Here is a 20,906-nt window from a genome sequence, read left to right as displayed (position 1 = left end):
CTCTCTACGAGTCGGACTCTGGGGCTCTGCGGGCGTTCACGCGACGGATTGGTGCAGACGGTCCGCCTGCTTGTCCTTCAGCGGACCGATCACCGCCAGCGAGGGGCGCTGTCCCAGCACAGCGCGGGCGACCGCCCGTACGTCGTCGGGGGTGACCGCAGCTATGTTCGCCAGCATGTCATCCACCGACATCTGAGCGCCCCAGCACAGCTCGCTCTTGCCGATGCGGTTCATCAGCGCGCCGGTGTCCTCCAGCCCGAGGACAGTGGAGCCCGACAGCTGGCCGACGGCACGGCCGATCTCCTCGTCGGACAGCCCTTCGGACGCCACCCTGTCGAGCTCTCCCCTGCAGATCTTCAGCACGTCGTGGACCTGGCTGGGCCTGCATCCCGCGTACACGCCGAAGAGTCCGCAGTCGGCGAAGCCCGAGGTGTACGAGTACACGCTGTAGGCGAGTCCCCGCTTCTCCCGCACCTCCTGGAAGAGACGCGATGACATGCCACCGCCGAGTGCCGTGTTCAGCACGCCGAGGGCCCATCGGCGCTCGTCGGTGCGGGCGAGGCCCGGCATACCGAGCACGACGTGGGCCTGCTCGGTCTTGCGCCCGAGCACATCGACCCGGCCTGCGGTCCTGATCGTGCGGCGGCCGTCGCGCGGGGGGATCGGCTGGGCATCGGCCCCGGCCAGCGCCCCGGCGCGGTCGAAAGCCTTGCGGACCTGGCGGACGACCGTGCCGTGGTCGACGTTTCCGGCGGCTGCCACGACCAGATGCGTGGGGTCGTAGTGCTTCTTGTAGAAGCGGGCGATCTGCGACCGGCCGAGCGCGTTGATCGTGTCGACGGTGCCCAGGACCGGGCGCCCCAGCGGGCTGTCGCCGAACATGGTGCTCGCGAAGAGGTCGTGGACGACGTCGCCCGGGTCATCCTCGGTCATCGCGATCTCCTCGAGGATGACACCGCGCTCGGCGTCCACGTCCTCTTCGAGGATCAGGGAGCCGGTGAGCATGTCGCACACGACGTCGATCGCGAGCGGCAGGTCGGTGTCGAGCACTCGTGCGTAGTAGCACGTGTACTCCTTCGCCGTGAAGGCGTTCATCTCACCGCCGACCGCGTCGATCGCGGCGGAGATGTCGAGGGCCGAGCGGCGCGCCGTGCCCTTGAAGAGGAGGTGCTCCAGATAGTGCGTGGCACCGCCCAGCGACGGGGTCTCGTCGCGGGAACCGACGTGCGCCCAGATACCGAAGGTCGCGGAGCGCACGGAGGGCAGGGTCTCGGTGACGATGCGCAGTCCACCGGGCAGGACCGTGCGCCGGACGGTGCCGATGCCGTGCTCACCCTTGAGGAGCGTTTGGGTACGGGCGACGGCCCGCGCCTCCGATGAGGTGCGGGCCGTCGTCCTGGAACTACGTGACGTCACTTGGCGGCGTCGTCCTTCTCGCCCTCGGCGGAGTCGCTGTCGCCCTCGGTCTCGCCCTCGATCACGGGGATGAGGGAGAGCTTGCCGCGCTGGTCGATCTCGGCGATCTCGACCTGGATCTTCTGACCCACACCGACCACGTCCTCGACGTTCTCCACACGCTTGCCACCGGCGAGCTTGCGGATCTGCGAGATGTGCAGCAGTCCGTCCTTGCCCGGGAGCAGCGAGACGAACGCGCCGAAGGTGGTGGTCTTGACGACCGTACCCAGGTAGCGCTCGCCGACCTCCGGCATGGTCGGGTTGGCGATGCCGTTGATCGTGGCACGAGCGGCCTCGGCGGCCGGGCCGTCGGCCGCACCGATGTAGATGGTGCCGTCGTCCTCGATCGTGATCTCGGCGCCGGTGTCCTCCTGGATCTGGTTGATCATCTTGCCCTTGGGGCCGATGACCTCGCCGATCTTGTCCACGGGGATCTTGACGGTGATGATCCGCGGGGCGTTCGGGGACATCTCGTCCGGGGTGTCGATCGCTTCCATCATCACGTCGAGGATGTGGAGGCGCGCGTCGCGGGCCTGCTTGAGGGCTGCGGCCAGGACGGAGGCCGGGATGCCGTCCAGCTTGGTGTCGAGCTGCAGGGCGGTGACGAACTCCTTCGTACCGGCGACCTTGAAGTCCATGTCACCGAAGGCGTCCTCGGCACCGAGGATGTCGGTCAGCGCGACATAGTGCGTCTTGCCGTCGATCTCCTGGGAGATCAGGCCCATGGCGATACCGGCGACGGGGGCACGCAGCGGCACACCGGCGTTCAGCAGCGACATGGTGGAGGCGCAGACAGAGCCCATGGACGTCGAGCCGTTGGAGCCGAGGGCCTCGGACACCTGGCGGATCGCGTACGGGAAGTCCTCGCGGCTCGGCAGCACCGGCACGATGGCGCGCTCGGCCAGGGCGCCGTGACCGATCTCGCGGCGCTTCGGCGAGCCGACACGGCCGGTCTCACCGACGGAGTACGGCGGGAAGTTGTAGTTGTGCATGTAACGCTTGCGGGTCACCGGCGAAAGGGTGTCCAGCTGCTGCTCCATACGGAGCATGTTGAGGGTGGTGACGCCCAGGATCTGGGTCTCGCCACGCTCGAACAGGGCGGAACCGTGCACCCGCGGGATCGCCTCGACCTCGGCGGCGAGCGTACGGATGTCCGTGACGCCCCGGCCGTCGATGCGCTTCTTCTCCTTGATCACGCGCTCGCGCACCAGGGACTTGGTGAGCGAGCGGTACGCGGCGGAGATCTCCTTCTCGCGGCCCTCGAACTCCGGCAGGAGCTTCTCGGCGGCGAGCGCCTTGACGCGGTCCAGCTCGGCCTCGCGGTCCTGCTTGCCGGCGATGGTGAGCGCCTGGGAGAGCTCGCTCTTGACCGCGGCGGTGAGCGCCTCCAGGACGTCGTCCTGGTACTCGAGGAAGACCGGGAACTCGCCGGTCGGCTTGGCCGCCTTGGCCGCGAGGTCCGACTGGGCCTTGCAGAGCACCTTGATGAAGGGCTTCGCGGCCTCGAGACCGGCAGCCACGACCTCCTCGGTCGGCGCCTCGGCGCCACCCTTCACCAGCTCGATGGTCTTCTCGGTGGCCTCGGCCTCGACCATCATGATCGCGACGTCGCCGTCCTCCAGGACGCGGCCCGCGACCACCATGTCGAAGACGGCGTCCTCGAGCTCGGTGTGGGTCGGGAAGGCCACCCACTGGCCCTTGATCAGTGCGACACGGGTGCCGCCGATCGGGCCGGAGAAGGGCAGACCGGCCAGCTGCGTGGAGCAGGAGGCGGCGTTGATGGCGACCACGTCGTACAGGTGGTCGGGGTTGAGCGCCATGACCGTCTCGACGATCTGGATCTCGTTGCGCAGGCCCTTCTTGAAGGACGGGCGCAGCGGACGGTCGATGAGGCGGCAGGTCAGGACCGCGTCCTCGGACGGACGGCCCTCACGGCGGAAGAAGGAACCGGGGATCTTGCCCGCGGCGTACATCCGCTCCTCGACGTCGACCGTCAGGGGGAAGAAGTCCAGCTGGTCCTTGGGGTTCTTGGACGCGGTGGTGGCCGACAGCACCATGGTGTCGTCGTCCAGGTACGCCACGGCGGATCCGGCGGCCTGCTTGGCCAGGCGACCCGTCTCGAAGCGGATGGTACGGGTGCCGAAGGAACCGTTGTCGATCACGGCTTCGGCGTAGTGGGTCTCGTTCTCCACTAGCGATATCTCCTCGTCTGCGTCCCTGGGCCCGTGCGGCCGGGGGACGATGGCGGAGAAGCGCGCCTTGTGTGCGGGCCGGTCTTCGATCGAAGCACCCGGGCGATGTTTCCGGGGGCCACTACCGAGGACCGGCGGCGGAGGGGCGCTCCTCCTCGTTCGGTATTGCGTTGTCTGTGGTGCGTTGTGCGTGCGGCGGTATGCCGCGTTCCGGTACCGCGCTGCCACCAGGTTACTGAGGTGGACCGCAGGACCGCACGTACAGCAAAGGGAGCGGCCCCCTGGATGTGGGAACCGCTCCCTTCACGGCGTCTTACTTCGCGCCGGCCGCGCCGCGGCGGATGCCGAGGCGGTCGACCAGCGCACGGAAGCGCTGGATGTCCTTCTTGGCCAGGTACTGCAGCAGGCGGCGGCGCTGGCCGACCAGGATCAGCAGACCACGGCGGGAGTGGTGGTCGTGCTTGTGGGTCTTGAGGTGCTCGGTCAGGTCCGAGATACGGCGGGACAGCATCGCGACCTGGACCTCGGGGGAGCCGGTGTCGCCCTCCTTGGTGCCGAACTCGGCCATGATCTGCTTCTTGGTAGCGGCGTCGAGAGACACTCGGTACTCCTCTTTCGGTGTTCGCGCGCCTACGAGTGCCCCTGGTCTTGGTCTCAGGGGGGCTTCCGTGACTCGGAGGCGAAGGCACGATGGGCGCTGCTCCCGGCTGCGCGAGGCGCGGGCTGGGGGCGCGTACACAAACGGCCGTCACACAGAGTACCAGCACACAGGCACGCCCTTGACAGGCTTTGCGGGGGACGGTCGTCCCAAGCGGCGGGGCGATCCCCGGCGACCGTCGCAAAAGGACGGGCTTCGCGTCGTCCCGGCCCCGCTCAGACGCCGCCGCGCACCTTGCTGTAGACATCGAGGACAGCCAGGCAGACCGGGATGAGGGACAGCAGCACCAGCGATTCCGCGATGTCGAGCATGCGGCCCCAGAAGGGGGACAGCCCCTTCTGCGGCACGATGAGGGCGATCGCGATCAGGATCAGCACGCCCACCGCGACCGACGCGCCGAGCCACAGGGTGCGGATGTCGACCGGCCCGGAGTCTCCCTGGAGCAGCTTCACGATGATGTCGGTCGGCGGCGAGATCGCCAGGCCGAGGACCAGCAGAGCCAGCGTGATGACACCGGCCACGAACAGACACGTGACCTGGGCGGTGTAGCGGAACAGCCGCGCCCGCAGCATCGCGGCGAGGCCGGTGCACAGGGCCAGGAGCTGCGCCCAGCCGCTGTCGCTGAAGCCGAGCACCGCGCCGCCCGTGCCGATGATGACCGCGGCGCACCCGCCGACCAGTCCGAGCAGCAGTTCGTGGCCCCGACTGGTCTGGGCGATGATGCGCTGGACGTCGACGGCCTCGGCGTCGCCGTCCTGGCCTTCGCGGCGTGCCCTGGCCAGGTCCTCCGGGCTGCGGAAGCCGATCGGCATCTTGGCGAAGCGGGCCGACCAGCCGGGCAGGAATCCGACGACCGCGACCGCGACCACGGCGGTACCGGCGGCCATCTCACGCGGCTCCGCGTCGGTGAGCACGCCGCAGAACACAGCGAGTGCGCCGATCGCGGAGGCCAGTGCCGCCGCCACGAACGGGGCGTCCCCCTGCGGCAGCAGCATGATCAGCACGACGGAGAACAGCAGTACGGCGACGCACCCGACGAGGAACTGGATCCTGCCAGGACCCTCGCCCGCGTCCTGGGGTATGACACCGGAGCCGGCGATGAGCGCGTGCGGCAGCGCCGAGATTCCGAGCGCGACGGCTGAGCCGCGGTCGTCGTACACCCGGGCGCGTACGCCGGCGAGCGCCGTGAGGGCGAGGGCGGCCACCCCTGCGAGGATGCCCTGCAGTCCGTGCGTGTCGTGCCGTATCGGGTCCGCGAACCAGAAGACGAAGCCGAGCATCACCATGAGCACGGAACCGGCGACGAGGCCGGCGACGCGCATCAGGTTGTCGTTCCAGCTGCGCATGTCCTGCTTGACCGCGGCGGCGATCGCGTCCACCACGTCGTCGTGCACGGCCGGGGGCAGGGAGTCGGCGAAGGTCCGCAGCAGCAGCACCGCGCCGTCCCTGACCCGGTGTTCGATCAGCGACCGGCTCGCGTCGAGCACTTGGCCCTCACGCGTGACGAGGTGGTACCCGGAGGGGCTGGCGTCCGACTGGACCAGACCCGAGAGCCGGACGATCTCGGGAAAGAGATCCTGGATCGGCAGGTCCTCGGGCAGCGCGACATCGACGCGGCTGTCCGGCGCTGCGATGGTGATTCGGCAGAAACCTGTCGAAGTCCCCGTGCTCACCTGGTGTTCCCCCTGTTGGACAAGGCTGCTTCACGCAGTTCGTACGACGCGAAGCGCCACCTTATCCGCTGGGACACGGGGCTCAGGGTCAGCCTCCCCCAATTCTCCCCTTACCCCCTCGGCATCTCCATCCTCCTGCGCCTCCGGCGCCTTGAACGCATCAGTAGGATCGACTTCCTCACGCGGACGACGCCTACGCGAACGGGAACCCGTCGCGGAACACGGGGGCGTCGATGCCAGGACGTATCAATCGCGAAGGATGAGTGCATCGGTGAGCGTCGTCATCATCAAACGGCCGCCGCGAATACCGCCCCCGTCCGTACCGGACGGCGAGGTCAAACTGGAGACGCCCCCCGAGATTCCTCGCGAGGGCGACGAGAGCATGCTGATGAACCTGCTGCCCATGATGGGCATGCTGGGTTCCGTCGGCTTCTTCTTCATGCCCAACCTGCCCTCGTACATGAGAGTGGTCGGCGGGCTGATGCTGGCCTCGACACTGGCCATGGCGATCGCCCAGATCGCCAAGTCCCGTCAGGGCGGCGGCGCGGGTATGGCGCAGGACCGGCGCGACTACTTCCGCTACCTCGAACAGGTGCGCAAGGACGTGCACAAGACCGCGGAACTGCAGCGTCGCAGCCAGCTGTTCCAGCACCCCGATCCGGAGCAGCTGTGGGCGGTGGCCGCGGACGGCAAGCGCCTGTGGGAACGGCGCCCGGCCGACGGTGACTTCGCGTCCGTGCGGATCGGCCGCGGGGTGCAGCAGCTGAACACACCGCTCGCCGCACCGGAGACAGCCCCCAAGGAAGAGCTGGAGCCGCTCACCGCGGCGGCCATGAAGGCCTTCCTCGACGCCCACGGCAGCCTGTCCGACCTGCCCATCGCCATCTCGCTGCGCGCCTTTTACCACGTGACGATCTCCGGCGACACGGAGACGGTCTACGGCAACGCTCGCGCGACACTGGCACAGCTGGCGACGCTGCACTCGCCGGAGGACCTGATGATCGCCGTGGTGGCGCATCCCTCCGCGGCACGTGAGTGGGACTGGATCAAGTGGCTGCCGCACAGCCAGCACCCCAAGGCGAAGGACGGAGCGGGCACGACGCGGCTGCTCTTCGACGATCTCGGGGAGCTGGAGGAGGCACTGGCGACCCAGCTCGACGACAGGCCGCGCTGGAACCGGGACTCGACTCCCGTCTACGACCAGCCCCACCTCATCGTGGTGCTCGACGGCGGCACCGTACCGCCGGACGCCGAGCTCGCCAGCGCCGAGGGACTCCAGGGCGTCACCTTCCTGGAGACCGCCCCGGGCGAGCTGGAGGAGGAGCTGCGTGCCGGGCTGACGGCCTATGTGCGGCCGGAGCGTATGCAGTTGTACGTCGGCCAGGGGGCGGCTTACACGGGCAAGCCCGATGTGCTCGGTGCGGAGCAGGCCGAGTCCCTGGCACGGCAGCTCGCCCCCTTCCGGGTCGGCTCCGCGGAGGAGGGTGAGCCCCTCCTGTCCAACCTCGACTTCACCGACCTGATGGGGATCGGTGACGCGGGCTCCGTCGATGTCTCCCGCGCCTGGCGTCCGCGCACGCTCCACGAGAGGCTGCGCGTGCCGATCGGTGTAGGCGAGAACGGCGAGCCGGTGATGCTCGACCTCAAGGAGGCTTCCCAGGAGGGCATGGGCCCGCACGGTCTGTGCGTCGGCGCGACCGGCTCCGGCAAGTCAGAGGTGCTGCGCACACTGGTTCTGGGCCTCGCGGTCACGCACTCGTCGGAGACTCTGAACTTCATCCTCGCGGACTTCAAGGGCGGTGCGACCTTCGCCGGTATGGCGGACATGCCGCACACCGCGGCCGTCATCACCAACCTCGCCGACGACCTCACCCTCGTCGACCGGATGCGCGACTCCATCATGGGTGAGACGCAGCGCCGCCAGGAGCTGCTGCGCTCGGCTGGCAACTACGCCAACCTGCACGACTACGAGAAGGCACGGGCGGCGGGCGCCGCGCTGGAGCCGATGGCGTCGCTGGTGATCGTGCTCGATGAGTTCTCCGAACTGCTCACGGCCAAGCCGGACTTCATCGACATGTTCATCCAGATCGGCCGCATCGGCCGTTCGCTCGGCATCCATCTGCTGCTGGCCTCGCAGCGCCTGGAGGAGGGCAAGCTGCGCGGCCTGGACACCTATCTGTCGTACCGGATCGGTCTGCGTACCTTCTCAGCCGCCGAGTCACGTACGGCGATCGGCGTCCCGGACGCCTACCACCTGCCGTCGATCCCCGGCTCCGGCTACCTGCGCTACGACACCGACACCATGGTCCGCTTCAAGGCCGCGTACGTGTCGGGGCCTTACCACGGCGAGGGCCCGTCCCGGGTGAACCGCTCCACCCAGCTGCGGCCCGCGCTGTTCACGGCGGAGCCGGTGGCACTGCCGCCACAGCCGGTGGTCGAGGAACCGGAACCCGACAACAGGGTGGACGACGCACTCGCCGACACCGTCCTGGACGTCCTCGTCGGGCGGATGATCAACCAGGGGCCCCCTGCCCACCAGGTGTGGCTGCCCCCGCTGGAGGAGGCGCCGTCACTGGACCACCTGCTCCCCCAGCTCGCCGTCACCCAGGACCGCGGCCTGACCGCGCCCGACTACACGGCGCTCGGCCGGCTCAACGTGCCGGTCGGCCTGGTGGACAAGCCGTTCGAGCAGCGGCGTGACGTGCTCTACCGGGACTTCTCCGGCGGCGCCGGCCACGGCCTGTTCGTCGGCGGTCCGCAGTCCGGAAAATCGACCCTGCTGCGCACGCTCATCTCGTCGTTCGCGCTCACGCACACGCCGTCCGAGGTGCAGTTCTACTGCCTGGACTTCGGCGGCGGCAGCCTGATCGCGATGGAGGAGCTGGCTCACGTCGGCGGGGTCGCCAACCGTCTCGACGCCGAGAAGGTGCGCCGTACGGTGAGCGAGGTCGAGGGAATCCTCAACGCGCGCGAGGAGTACTTCCGCGCGAACAACGTCGACTCGATCCAGACCTACCGCCAGCGCCGGGCAACGGGCCAGCTCCCGGACCAGATCTGGGGTGACGTCTTCCTCGTCATCGACGGCTGGGCCACCTTCAAGACGGACTACGAGATGCTGGAGTCCACCGTCACGGAGATCGCCACTCGGGGCCTCGGTTTCGGTGTGCATGTGATCCTCACCGCGAGCCGCTACACCGAGGTGCGGCCCGCGCTCAAGGACATGCTGCAGAACCGTATAGAACTGCGCCTCGGTGACCCGACCGAGTCGGAGATCGACCGCAAGGTGGCACAGAACGTGCCGGCGACCGTTCCCGGCCGCGGCCTGACCCCGGACAAGCTGCACTTCATGACGGCCCTGCCGCGTGTCGACGGCTCGTCCGCGGTGGACGACCTCTCCGAGGCGACCTCGATCCTCGTCAGCGGTGTGAACGACAACTGGCAGGGCAACCATGCCCCCGCCGTGCGGCTGCTGCCCACGATTCTGCCGTCGGACCGGCTACCGAAGGGCTTCGAGCACCCGGACCGCGGTGTCGCCGTCGGTATCGACGAGTCGTCGCTTTCGCCGGTCTTCGTCGACTTCGAGTCGGATCCGCTCTTCATCGTGTTCGGTGAGAGCGAATCCGGTAAGTCCGCGATCCTGAGGCTGCTGATCAAGCAGATCTGCGAGCGCTACACACCGGAGCAGGCGAAGATCGTCATGGGCGACTACCGGCGAGCCCATCTGGAGGGCGTGCCGGAGACGCACCTCTCGCGGTACTGCGCGTCGGCCCCTGCGCTGTCGGAGACGCTGGAGGGTCTGGCCGGTTCGCTCAGCCGCCGTATGCCGGGCCCGGATGTGACGCCCGAGCAGCTGCGCAACCGCAGCTGGTACACCAGCCCGGACGCCTTCGTCATCGTCGACGACTACGATCTGGTGGCGACCGGTATGAACCCGCTCGCCCCGTTGCTGGAGTATCTGCCCTTCGCCCGGGACATCGGTCTGCGCGTCATCATCGCGCGCGCCTCCGGCGGTGCCAGCCGGTCGCTGTACGAGCCGGTGATGCAGCGCATGCGGGAGCTCGGCGCCCAGGGCGTCGTGCTCTGCGGCGACCGTACCGAGGGCTCGCTGCTCGGCAACATCACCCCGACGCAACTGCCCGCCGGACGCGGCTACTTCCACACGCGGCGCCGTGGTGGGCAGCTCATCCAGACGGGTTGGCTGCCGCCGCGGTACTGAGCTCCCCAACGGCTTGGGCGGTACCCGACGAGGGGCGGCAGCGGTGGATGCCGCCCCTCGTCGTTGCTCTGCGCGGGCCGGGACGCGTGAAGGGGTGACCACTAGAGTGGCCACGGCAGACGGATGAAGGCGCGAGCAACGGGGGTAGTTGTGCCGTCGGACTACATGGATTCCGATCCTCAGGTCCTCAAGAGCGAGGGCTTCAACATGTTCAAGGTCGGCCAGGAGTTCGCCGCGGCCACAAAAGCCCTGGAAGCGGGGCTGGGCGCGCTCGAAGGCGAGCAGGGTGACCCGCCGCCGTGGGGTGACGACGACCTCGGCGAGAAGTTCGGAGTCGTCTACGAGGGGCTGCGCGACGGCATGTACCAGTCGATGTCCAGTCTCGCCGAGCGGCTCGCGGGGATGGGCGTCGCCTTCACCAGGATGGGCGTGGCGCACGAGCAGAACGAGGCCGAGCAGGACACCATCTGGCGGGAGACGGCAGCCGAGTACGACGGCCGGGTGAAGCTGCCCTCCGGACCACAGGGCACATTCCGCTCCATATCACACAACGCCTGATCTGCTCCAGTCACCGGGTGCTTCCCCCATGCGAGCGCAGGCTTGCGCAGTAGGCTGAGACACGCTCGTTCGCATACCAGGAAGAGGCTTTGGCGACATGACCGAGGGACCGGACAACGAGGCAGTGATCGAGACCGAGGACGTCAAGGCGCGCAAGGAACGGGAGAAGAACGAGCTGTACGCCCTCGACATCTCAGGGGTCGAGTGGCACGGCGCGCCCGGTACCGAGGCGCACGAGGAGCGTGTCGAGATCGCCCATCTGCCGGAGGGCGCGGTGGCCATGCGCTCGTCCCTCGACCACGGCACCGTCCTCAGGTACACCGAGGCGGAGTGGCGGGCGTTCGTGCTCGGCGCGCGCGACGGGGAGTTCGACCTGGTGCCCGCACCGCGGAGCGGCGGGGCTTCGGCCGGGTAGCCGGTCATGGGCCGGCTCCCGGGTGCCCCGTGGAGCGCCATCCACACGTCTCGGCCGTCGACTCGCCCACTACGATGAGGATCTTGTCGTACGCATCGACGGAAGCGGCGGAGGACAGGGATCCATGACCAGCTCGGCCGAGGACTACGCACCACACCCTCACATCGGCGGCCGGACCGCCGTGCTGCGCGCTCTCGCCGCATGGCGGGGCGCCGCCCCCGGCGCTCCGCGGGTGGTCCTGCTCACCGGAGACTCGGGCAGCGGGTGTTCACGGCTGCTCACCGGATTTCTGATGCTGTGCGAGCCGGAGTACCGCAAGCGGCTTCCCCTCGACGAGATGGACCCGTCGACGGTACCGCCGGACCTGCCTGCCCCCGCGGTACCCGCACCCGCCGGGCTGACCGCGGCCCAGTTCCTGTGGCTGCTCGCCGACCACTACGAGCTGGCCGCAGGCGACACCGAAGAGGTCTTCGCCGAACTGGCCGCGCTGGACGAGCCGGTGACCGTCGTCGTCCCGGACGTCGACCGTGCCGGGCCGGTACGAGCCGCGGACGAACCCGCACGCCTCGTACGGGAGGTGCTCGCGCCCCTGACCGCCATCGGAACGGTCCGGCTACTCGCCGAAGTGCCGCGGGCGCTGGCGGCCGAGCTGGTGGGGAGCCTTGCCCCCGGCACCGTTCAGATCATCGATCTCGACGCGCCACAGTGGGCCGACCCCGACGGCCTGGTGCTGCACGCCCAGGCCGCGCTCGACCCGGAGTTCGGGGCACCCGGGCTGCCGTTCACCGTAGTCCCTTCCGCCCGTCTCGCGCTGGGCGCTGCGATCGGCCGCAGGGCCGGTACCAGTCCGTTGGTCGTCCAACTGGCGGTCAACGGTGTCCTGATGGCTCCGGAAGGGTTCGACCCCGCCGACGAGAGCCGACTGCCGACCTCCGTGGGCGAGGCCCTCGACCTGCACGCAGAGCGCCTGGGCACCGACCCGCTGACACTCCGGCTCATGCTGGCACCACTCGCCCTGGCCGAGGGCGCGGGCCTGCCGGTCCAGCTGTGGACGCGGCTGGCGAACGCGGTCGCCGGACAGGACATGAGTCAGGTGATCGCGGGCGGGATGCTTCTCGCCGCGCCCTTCGTCCAACCCGAGGACGGTTCCGAGGAGCACCGGTCCGATGAGGATGCCGGTGAGCGGGAAGCGGACGCCGACGGCGGACGTACCCTCCTGCGGCTGCTGCACCCGGCCGTCGCGGACGAGATACGCGCCGGGCTGCCCGATGTCCGGGCTGCTCAGAGCCGGATCGCGATGGCTTTGCTGGAGACCGTACCGGAGCAGGACTGGAGCAAGGCCGATCCCTACGTACGCGACCACATCGCGGGACACACTCTGGAAGCCGGTCTGCTACCCCAACTCCTGACGGACCCGGGCCTGTTCGTGCACGCCGATCCCGTACCGCTGCGCGCCGCCGTGGAAGCCACGCCAGTGGGGGAACTGGACGCACCGGCTCGTACGTATATGCGCACGGCACCCCTACTGACCCGCACGCAGGTGTCCGCCACGATGCGCGCCGCCCTGCTGGAAACCGGGTTCGTCGAGGACGGGCTGCCCGAGTACGCCGACGCGATACACCGGCTCGGCCTCGACCTGCCCTGGCGGACGCTGTGGAGCCTGCCGGTGTCCGGCGTCAGCGCCGTGACCGTCGGCAGCCTTCCCCGCCCCGGCGAGCCCGCCGTCCCCGTCGCCGTCCTCGTCGTCCCCGCGGGCACGCCCGGGGCGCGCCCCGTCGGCGCCCCCGGCAAGGAGGCCGATTCGGCGGTGCTCGTCCACGGCCTCATCCAACCGGAGCTCCTCGGCGACGCCGAGCCCGGGCAGATCATGCGCCCCTCCGAGGACGAACGCGCCGCCGCGCCGCTCGGGCTGAGCCGGGGCGCCGACTACCTGCGCGTCTGGGACCGGGCAAGTCAGGAGATGGTGACCGCGTTGATCTCCGACACGCCCTTCACCGCCGCCGACCTGTCCCCCGACGGCATCCTCCTCCTCGCCACCGAGCGGGGTGTGAAGGCCCTCCGCGTTCTCGCGGGTGGGGCGGGGCTAGCCTCTTAGGAACGTCCGACCGCCCCGTGCCTCGCGGCCCGCGGCGGTTCCGGCACACAGGACTCAAGACACGGCGACCGCGCGGACGCCTGTGGCGCAGGCGCACCCCTCCTCCTGCCCCACTGCACCGAACCGCCCCACCGAACCCGCCACTCAGAAGGAGACTTCCCGTGAGCACCCAGGAGCCGGAACAGTCCCGCCCGGTCACCGGCCCCGGCAACACCGCGGTCTTCACCTACGTCGACCCTGGGAACGGGGAGGAGACCACTCTCTTCCGCACCTCCGCCCCTGGACTGCCGCCCGCCGAGTACCAGGCGTGGAGCGCGCTCCGGCAGATGAACGTGCCGGTCGACAATGTCGTGGCCGTCCACACCGACCTGCGTCCCAGTCTGCTGCCTGGTGGCTACACGGCCGAACTCCTCAACGTCTTCCCCTCCGCCGAGCTCTCCTACTCGCAGAGCTACGGCACCCGACCCGAGGAGCGTGCGGAGGGGATCGCCGGGCTGACCGAGCAGGCCGAGATGGTGCACCGGATCGCCGGCCGGCAGCCGCCGCCCCGCCCGCACCGCCTCCCGGTGCCCACACAGGTGGCGCCCGCGGAACCGATGCGCGACCCGGCGCTCGGCAGCCACCTCGTCGATGTCTTCGGCCAGGACGGGGTGCGCCGCTGGGATGCCGACGACATCACGAGCAGTCCGCTGCCCGAGTCGGCCAAGTCGACACTCACCTGGGCCGGGCTCCCCGCCGACCTCCCGCTCTTCTTCAGCGCCGACCAGCCGGACGCCCCTCCGGCAGGAGGGCTGTTCACCGACGTCGCCACGAATCTGCGCGAGCGTCGCAGCCCGGCCGACGGAGAGAGGATCGACGCGCTGGCGCACCTGGTCCGGATCGGCTTCGACGGCGTGGCGGCCATCGCGGTGCAGTGCCGGCCGGGAGCGGGACAGCCGGACGGCCTCGGCGCAGTCTGGGCCGTGGACCCGGTGACCGCCTCCGCCCGCTACGTCAACGTCTCGGCCGCCGCTTTCGCTCGCTGCCTGGCGGTGCTCGCCACCGTCCGGCAGGGGATGCAGGGTTTGGACCCGGTTGCGGCGGGTGGACAGGTGGTGGCACTACAGGAGCAGTTGGCTGCGATCGATGCCTCCGCGCTGAGCGATGACGACACCTGGTGGTCCCTGATCGTCGAGCAGATGTGGCACGGGCTGTTCTGACCGGCCCCCCATCCTGACCTGACCCGGCCTGAACGCCGCCGAAACGACGAGGAGAGCACCCATGGCACCCGACGACCAGGGCATCCCGGTCCCGCCGACCACCCCGGAACAGGCCCTCGACATCGTCCGCAGCCGCTACGCACAACCCAAGCTGCCGGACGGCACTCCGGCGCAGCTGCGCGTCGAGGAGTTCGACATCGGCTACCTCGTGTACGCGGTGTTCCCGCCCGTCACAGACGCCGCCGGCCGCCCGGCGGCGCCCGCCCCGCCCGGCGGCAGCAAGATCGTGGTCTCCAAGGAGACCGGCGAGACCGTCACCGTTCCCAACCACCCCACCGAGGCCGCCATCGCGCTGTACCGCAAACGGCGCCAGTGATCAGTGACCAGTGTGATCAGTAGAGCGAGAACCCGCCGCTGTGCCGTCCCTGGTCCTTCCTCGGCTCCGGACTCTTCGGCTCGGACGTGCCCGAGGACGGTCCGCCGGGCGCCGGTACCTCGCCCCGCCTGACCCGCTCGCGTTCCTCCTCCGACAGCGACTCCCACTGACCGCGCAGGGACGCCAGACCCCCGCCCAGCGCACGCGCCACCGTGGGGTCGTCCATGGCGTCACGCAGGGCGAGCTGACCGGAGAGCAGCCTCTTCGCCGCCTCCTGCATGTCCTTTCCCCCCACGCCGGTCTCGGCGAGCTTGCGCAGGGCCGAGTTCAGCGAGCGGACCTGCTCCGGTTCCAGCGCCTCGTCCAGCACCCCGCGGTCAGGTGAAGCGCCTTGCGGCTGCTTGGCGTTCCCCGGCGTCCCGGTCATGTCGCTCCTCCTCATTCGCTGTCTGCCTCTGCTCCCGAAGTATCCACGACCGCCGGTGGCGACCGCCCGGCGCCGCGGTGGGCCGTACCGCGCTCGGGCCGACCATCCGCCGCGTACGGCACCGCTCTCCGCAGCCAGGGCCTCACCGCTGACGACACCGGCCGAGGCCGGGCTGTCCGGTGCGGACGCGTAGTGCCCCGTCATCGTCATCGTGGTGTGCGGCGCCGCTCGCTGCGCTCCCCGCACGCTTTGCCGGGTTCCGTGTCGTCGATCCTGATGCGCGGTCAATGGTCTTGGTCTGCACCGGATTTGTGACAGCGTCCTGCTGAAGTGACGTGCACATGAGCCGCTAGGGTGTTCGCTTACCCGTACATGCATGCGGTTCCCCTTGGCAGAACCGGGAGTCGCACGGCGGGTTCGCTGACCGGGGGTGCTTTCTGCTGTGTCGATGATGCTGCCTGACGAGCTGGTGTGGGTTCTCCAGATGCTCGGCTACACCTGGCCGAAGGCAGATGAGGACAAGCTCAGGGAATCCGCCGCGGTGTGGCGGAAGTTCGGCGATGACGTCACCGCCTTGCACAGCACGGCGAACACAAGCGCCCGCACGGTGACCGCTCACAACGCGGGCGAGTCGATCGACGCGTTCGTCAGGGCGTACGAGAAGTTCGACGGCGGGGGCGGCGACGGCTACCTCGCCAACGCCGCCGAGGCGGCCTACATCATCGCCAACGTGATGGAGTCCTGCGCATATCTGGTCGAATTCGCGAAGTGGGCGGTGATCGCCCAGTTGATCGCCCTGGCGATCGAGATCTTCGCGGCCCAGGTCGCCGCGCCGTTCACCTTCGGCCTGTCGGAGCTCGGCGCGCTCGGCGCGACCCAGATCACTCGGATGATCGTGCGCCGGCTCCTCGACGAACTCAAAGAGGCCCTGCTGCAGGCCATCGTCGAGGCGATGAAGGAACCCGCGGTCTCGGCACTCGAGGAAATGATCAAGGACCTGGTCCGGCAGTCGGTGAACGTCGGGTTCGGCGCGCAGGAAGGTTATGACCTCGCCCAGACCGCCAAGGCCGGGGCCAGCGGTGGTTGGGAGGCCATCAAGCAGACCCCGCAGACCCTGGCCGAAGGCGTCCGCGACCACCTGGGCGCCAAGGCGGGCGGACGCGCGCGCCATGCCATCGACAGCCGTCTGGACGGCTACGACGGCCCGTCCGGTACGGGGGCGACCGGCGGGGACAGCACGGGGAGCAGCGCACGGACCTCGGGCTCGACCAATGGCGGCGGAGGCTCGGCCTCGTCCGACGCGTCCGGCTCGTCGTCCGATGGTTCTTCCTCCGGCTCCTCGTCCGGCTCGTCCCTCGACTCCTCGTCCGCCGTTACCTCGTCCCGCCCGACCGGCGAATCCCCGGGCTCATCGTCTTCGGTCCCCACCTCCGGCGGTCCTGCTGCCGGCCACTCGGACACGTCGGGGCCGGCCTCCACCACGTCGGCGCATGCCGGCGACACCCCGGGCGTGAACGTGGGTGGCGGGATATCCGCCGACGTAGGCGGCCGGGATGTCGGCGCGGCGGATACCGGTGCGGGCCCGGATTCCAGCGCGGGTTCCCGGGTCGACTCCGATTCCGGGTCTGCGCAGAATTCCTCCGCCCAGGACACACAGGCTCCCCGGCACGCACCATCGCAGGCCGGCCCGACGCTTTCGGACTTCGACGACCCCGCAGCCGGTGGCACACCGCCCGCGTCCGGCACGCCAGGCCCGTCTCACTCCGGCTCACCGGTCTCCGGCCTCTCGTCACCAAGCCCGCAGTCCACCCCCGCGCCCGCACAAGCGCCGTCCGGGGCCACGTCGTCCTCACCCGAAGGCGGAGGGCTCGGCACCAGGATCGACAGCCTCGCCTCCGGCTCCCCCGCCTCGACCCAGACCAACGCCGCGCCGACACCCACCACGACAGATCCATCAACCGCCGGCACCGGCAGCCGCGCGGAAGGCGGCCCGACGACACCGTCTTCACCCACGACGCCGTCCACCACTCCCGGCGTGGCCGGCACACACCAGGCCGGGGGCGCCCCGGGCGGCCACTCGCCCGCCACCAGCCCCAGCGGAACCACAACCAGCCCGGGCGCGGCGAGGAACCCCTCCACCGGAGCGCCTCCCCCGGTCGCACCGTCCCCCAGGGCAACCGGCCCCACATCCACGCCCAACCCCACAACCCCGACGACACCCCGCAACGCACCCACGCCATCCACGGACGGCCGCCCAACCGGCACACCCGACCCCCGAATACCCACTCAGCGCATCCCCGGGAACACCATTCCGGGCGACGCCACCACTCCCCGTAGCACCCCCGGAACACCCGCGGGCGACCGCACACCACCCCACAACTCGCCTGGGACTTCGCCCCCTGGTGCGACCACCCCCAACCGGAACCCGGCCCAGTCGGCTCCGTCCAGAGCGACATCCCCGTCCCCGTCCACCGGCACTCCCGCGACAACGCCCCCGCCTTCGTCGGGATCGGGACCTGACCGCACCCCGACGTCGAGCAGCAGCACGCCGAACAGCGGCACACCGAACAAGACCCCGGCACCGGGCAGCCGCACCGCCAACCCCGCGAACCAGGCCCCCGCACAGGGCACGCCCGGGACACCCGGCCCTACCCCGCACCAACAAGGGCCGGCCGCCACCCCCTCCAGGCCTCCCCAGCAGCCCGCGTCCGGCACGCCGGGCACGCCGCAGACTCCCAACGCGCCGCAGCAGCCTGCCGCGCAATCCCCCAAGCCGGAGAACACACCGCCCCACCAGACGCAGCAACGGCAGCCGGTCACGGTCGTCCCGATCCACACCGTCGCCACAACCCCGGGCTCCTCAACACCGCCGTCGGACACGGGCCTCCCCACCACACCGCAGCCACCCGGCTCCCCTCAGACCGATGACCCATCCGCCGACAACCAGTCGCAGCAGCCGAAGCAGGACGGCCTCGACGACATCCGCTCCGACCTGGACCACGCCCCGGGTGGCCTGACCCAGCCCGACCCGGCGGATCAACAGGCACTGGACGACTCCGTCCCCCGCAACGAGGACGGCACCCCGCAGCGCTTCCCCGACCCCCACGGTTCCTGGGCGCAGCTCCAGAACGACGGCGGCAACGAGGTCCCCGGCCGCAGCAACAACTGCGCCGACTGCTCCCGTTCCTTCCTGGAGACCTGGTACGGCAACCCGCAGGTCTCAGCCCCTCGCACCCTCGACCCCGACGAGAACGGCAACCACGACCCGTTCACCCCCGAGAACAACGCCAACGACAACCAGATCCGCTGGACCGGCGCCGCCCACACCTACGCCGGCCCCGGAGGCGACCCCGACACCGCCGACACCATCGCCTCCACCCTCCGGCAGGCCGGCCCCGGCTCCGCCGCGATCGTCCAGGTCGACTGGCCCGGCGGAGGCGGCCACGCCTTCAACGTCGTCAACCACGACGGCAAGATCGTCTGGATCGACACCCAGAGCGGCGAGGTCAGCGACCAGCCCCTCCACATCGACCAGGCCGAACACGTCTGGCACATCCCCCTCGACGCCAACCGCAACCCCATCGACGCCACCCAGGACGCCGACAACAAGGAATCCGAGCAGGCGCAGCTAGGGGCTGAAGCGCAGCAAGCGGGCACTACCGATACACAGCAAGAAGCGAACAACTCGACTAACGGGCCCGATAGCCATCAGCCCCATCAGGCAGACCCCTCCAGCGGAACACCAGCGCCGCCTCCGGACGGAGGCCCCACGCACTCGGCACCCGCGAACGCTGCAAGACCAGTTGACAGCATTACCCGGGGGCACAGCGGAGAAAGCACACCCGAGGCCGAAGCACGGCCATCTGATGAGCCTGCAACCGGAGGATCGTCCACCGCGACGCGGGAGCCGGCCCCTGACCCCACGGGCGGAGCGAGCGGGAACGAGAGCGAAAGCAACCAGCACAGGCAACCCGGCCGGGAAGACTCGTCATCGCCCAACGGATTTACTCGCACCAATGAGGTGAACTCCCTCGACTCCCATGGGACGACTTCGGCACCCGAGCAGCAGGCCCCCGCGCCCAGCGATCGCCCGGACGCGTCCGCCCGCCCGGGATCGGAGACCCCGACCAGCGAACGGCCCACCAGCCAGCAGCCCGCACACCCACGCGCCTCCGGTCCGCCGACTTCGCCTCCGCGTGCAGCCGAGGCGCGCACCAAGGAGCACACGAGGCTGACACCGCAGGCCCCCACGCCTCCCGTGAATCGGCCCCGTACCGACTCTCCGGCACCTCCCGACACTCGCACACCGAGTGCGCCCACCGGGCAGGGCAACGCCTCGCTCCCTTCGGGTCCTGACTGGGGCGACCCGACCCGCATGGACCGGAACGCCTCCCTTCCCGAGCCGGAGCCACGGAACGCGGAACAGTTGGGTCTGGCTCCGGACTCCATGCAGCAGACCGTACGTGACCACGAGAATGTCGACCCTGATGCCCGGGGTCTGCCTGTTTACCGGATCGATCTCGATCCCGTACACGACAGCCTCAGAAGTTGGGCCCAGGACGGTCGCCTCGCCTCGGTGCTGCAACACGCGTCCGACAGAATGAGTGCGCTGCAGGCGGCGCACGAAGCTGGGGAAACCGACCTACCGCCGACCACCCTCAGCCGCAAGTTCCTGGAAGACACGCTGGGCGACGACTTTCGCCAAATGAACGATGGTCAGCGTTCGGCTGTTGTTGCTTCCCTGGCCCGGCTCAGTCTCACCTACCACGAGAGCCAGGGAGTGGGGCACAGCCCTGAGCATGACCGGGACGGCCGCCCGTACCACGACGCGGCACCGCGTCGGGACGGTAACCCCGACCGGGCCACAGACGCGGAACGCGCAGTGAGCGCAGATGCCCGCGACCGGGCCAGCAGCAATTTCCCGAGCAAATATCGTAGACACCCAGAGGCAAAAAGCGCCCTCCGCAAGCTGCACGAAATCCTCACGGGGCACTCCAAGGCGCCCACCAATGACCAGATAAACGCATTGATCGAAGCTTCAGGACACAAGCCGGATTTCTCCGGAAAGAACTATGCGGTCATTGAGGTCGTAGACGCCGACGGCAACAGCAGCTATGTCGTCGACTCATCCGTACCGACGGACGCGACAGGAGTTTCACCACGCCATTCAGAGAAACATCTCCTTGACTGGCTTGACCGCACGAACTCGGGTCCCGAGGGCGTCAAGCACAGTCTGGCCGGTCTCTACACAGAACGGGAACCATGCGGTGTCGGGGAAGGGCACGCCGACTGCTCCACCCGCCTGCGAATTCACCCGGACATGAAGAGCGGCAGAAATCCGGTCTACTACAGCACCACCTACCGCACAGACCCTGACGGAGTCCAACAGCGACAAGAGAAGCGAGAAAAGCTGAAGGAACTCCAGAAGGAAGCAATCGACGCCATGGACGAAGGGATCTCCGAGAAAGAGAAGGAGGAGAATCTCAAAAAGCTCAGACTGCACAACGAACAAATCTCTCGCCAGGTCGGCAAGATCACCACCGCCGAGGAACGCGAAATGACCCGAGAGATGGACGATCACTTGTCCGTGCTGGGTGAAGTCTGGGCAAAGACTATGCTGCATATCGTCACGCCTCAGTGAG

Annotated in this window: 12 protein-coding genes; 7 read left to right on the top strand and 5 right to left on the bottom strand. The window is 69.3% G+C overall.

The features are described from left to right. Positions 1 to 36: 36 nt before the first annotated feature. The 4 genes from V1460_RS09455 to eccD all read right to left on the bottom strand — a co-directional run bounded on the left by V1460_RS09455 (position 37) and on the right by eccD (position 5,978). Positions 37 to 1,416, bottom strand: coding sequence for a pitrilysin family protein (locus tag V1460_RS09455; RefSeq protein ID WP_338673296.1), 1,380 nt, complete (start codon positions 1,414 to 1,416; stop codon positions 37 to 39). Then, positions 1,413 to 3,647, bottom strand: a complete 2,235-nt coding sequence (locus V1460_RS09450) for a polyribonucleotide nucleotidyltransferase (protein ID WP_338673295.1) — start codon at positions 3,645 to 3,647, stop codon at positions 1,413 to 1,415. Before V1460_RS09450 ends, V1460_RS09455 begins: the two co-directional genes overlap by 4 nt. A 313-nt stretch (positions 3,648 to 3,960) precedes the next feature. Then, positions 3,961 to 4,248: a 30S ribosomal protein S15 gene (gene rpsO / locus V1460_RS09445; protein WP_168437547.1), complete on the bottom strand. Its 288-nt coding sequence runs from the start codon at positions 4,246 to 4,248 to the stop codon at positions 3,961 to 3,963. 272 nt (positions 4,249 to 4,520) lie between these two features. After that, on the bottom strand, positions 4,521 to 5,978 hold the full coding sequence (gene eccD / locus V1460_RS09440) for a type VII secretion integral membrane protein EccD (protein ID WP_338673294.1): 1,458 nt from the start codon (positions 5,976 to 5,978) through the stop codon (positions 4,521 to 4,523). A 271-nt stretch (positions 5,979 to 6,249) separates the two neighbouring features. Here eccD and eccCa point away from each other — a divergent pair, with 271 nt between their 5' ends. The 6 genes from eccCa (at position 6,250) to V1460_RS09410 (ending at position 14,837) form a co-directional block, all read left to right on the top strand. Further along, positions 6,250 to 10,194, top strand: coding sequence for a type VII secretion protein EccCa (eccCa, locus tag V1460_RS09435; protein ID WP_338673293.1), 3,945 nt, complete (start codon positions 6,250 to 6,252; stop codon positions 10,192 to 10,194). Between the two features lie 165 nt (positions 10,195 to 10,359). Further along, positions 10,360 to 10,752, top strand: coding sequence for a hypothetical protein (locus V1460_RS09430; RefSeq protein WP_338673292.1), 393 nt, complete (start codon positions 10,360 to 10,362; stop codon positions 10,750 to 10,752). A 97-nt stretch (positions 10,753 to 10,849) separates the two neighbouring features. Continuing rightward, positions 10,850 to 11,167, top strand: a complete 318-nt coding sequence (locus tag V1460_RS09425) for a DUF397 domain-containing protein (RefSeq protein ID WP_338673291.1) — start codon at positions 10,850 to 10,852, stop codon at positions 11,165 to 11,167. A gap of 124 nt (positions 11,168 to 11,291) precedes the next feature. Continuing rightward, entirely contained in the window at positions 11,292 to 13,262 is a 1,971-nt protein-coding gene (locus V1460_RS09420) for an ATP-binding protein (RefSeq protein WP_338673290.1), read from the top strand. 161 nt (positions 13,263 to 13,423) lie between these two features. After that, positions 13,424 to 14,461 carry an SUKH-4 family immunity protein gene (locus V1460_RS09415; RefSeq protein ID WP_338673289.1) on the top strand — a complete coding sequence of 346 codons (1,038 nt, stop codon included), beginning with the start codon at positions 13,424 to 13,426 and terminating at the stop codon, positions 14,459 to 14,461. Between the two features lie 61 nt (positions 14,462 to 14,522). Then, positions 14,523 to 14,837, top strand: a complete 315-nt coding sequence (locus tag V1460_RS09410; RefSeq protein ID WP_338673288.1) for a hypothetical protein — start codon at positions 14,523 to 14,525, stop codon at positions 14,835 to 14,837. A 16-nt stretch (positions 14,838 to 14,853) separates the two neighbouring features. Here V1460_RS09410 and V1460_RS09405 read toward each other — a convergent pair whose 3' ends face one another. Beyond that, the gene (locus V1460_RS09405; protein WP_338673287.1) at positions 14,854 to 15,264 is read right to left on the bottom strand and encodes a hypothetical protein; all 411 of its coding nucleotides are present in this window, start codon (positions 15,262 to 15,264) and stop codon (positions 14,854 to 14,856) included. Between the two features lie 448 nt (positions 15,265 to 15,712). Here V1460_RS09405 and V1460_RS09400 point away from each other — a divergent pair, with 448 nt between their 5' ends. Next, entirely contained in the window at positions 15,713 to 20,905 is a 5,193-nt protein-coding gene (locus tag V1460_RS09400) for a toxin glutamine deamidase domain-containing protein (RefSeq protein ID WP_338673286.1), read from the top strand. Position 20,906 lies beyond the last annotated feature (1 nt).

This window comes from Streptomyces sp. SCSIO 30461, assembly GCF_037023745.1.
Taxonomy (GTDB): domain Bacteria; phylum Actinomycetota; class Actinomycetes; order Streptomycetales; family Streptomycetaceae; genus Streptomyces.
Note: the sequence above shows the minus strand (reverse complement) of the source record. Positions and strands in the feature narration are given on the sequence as shown.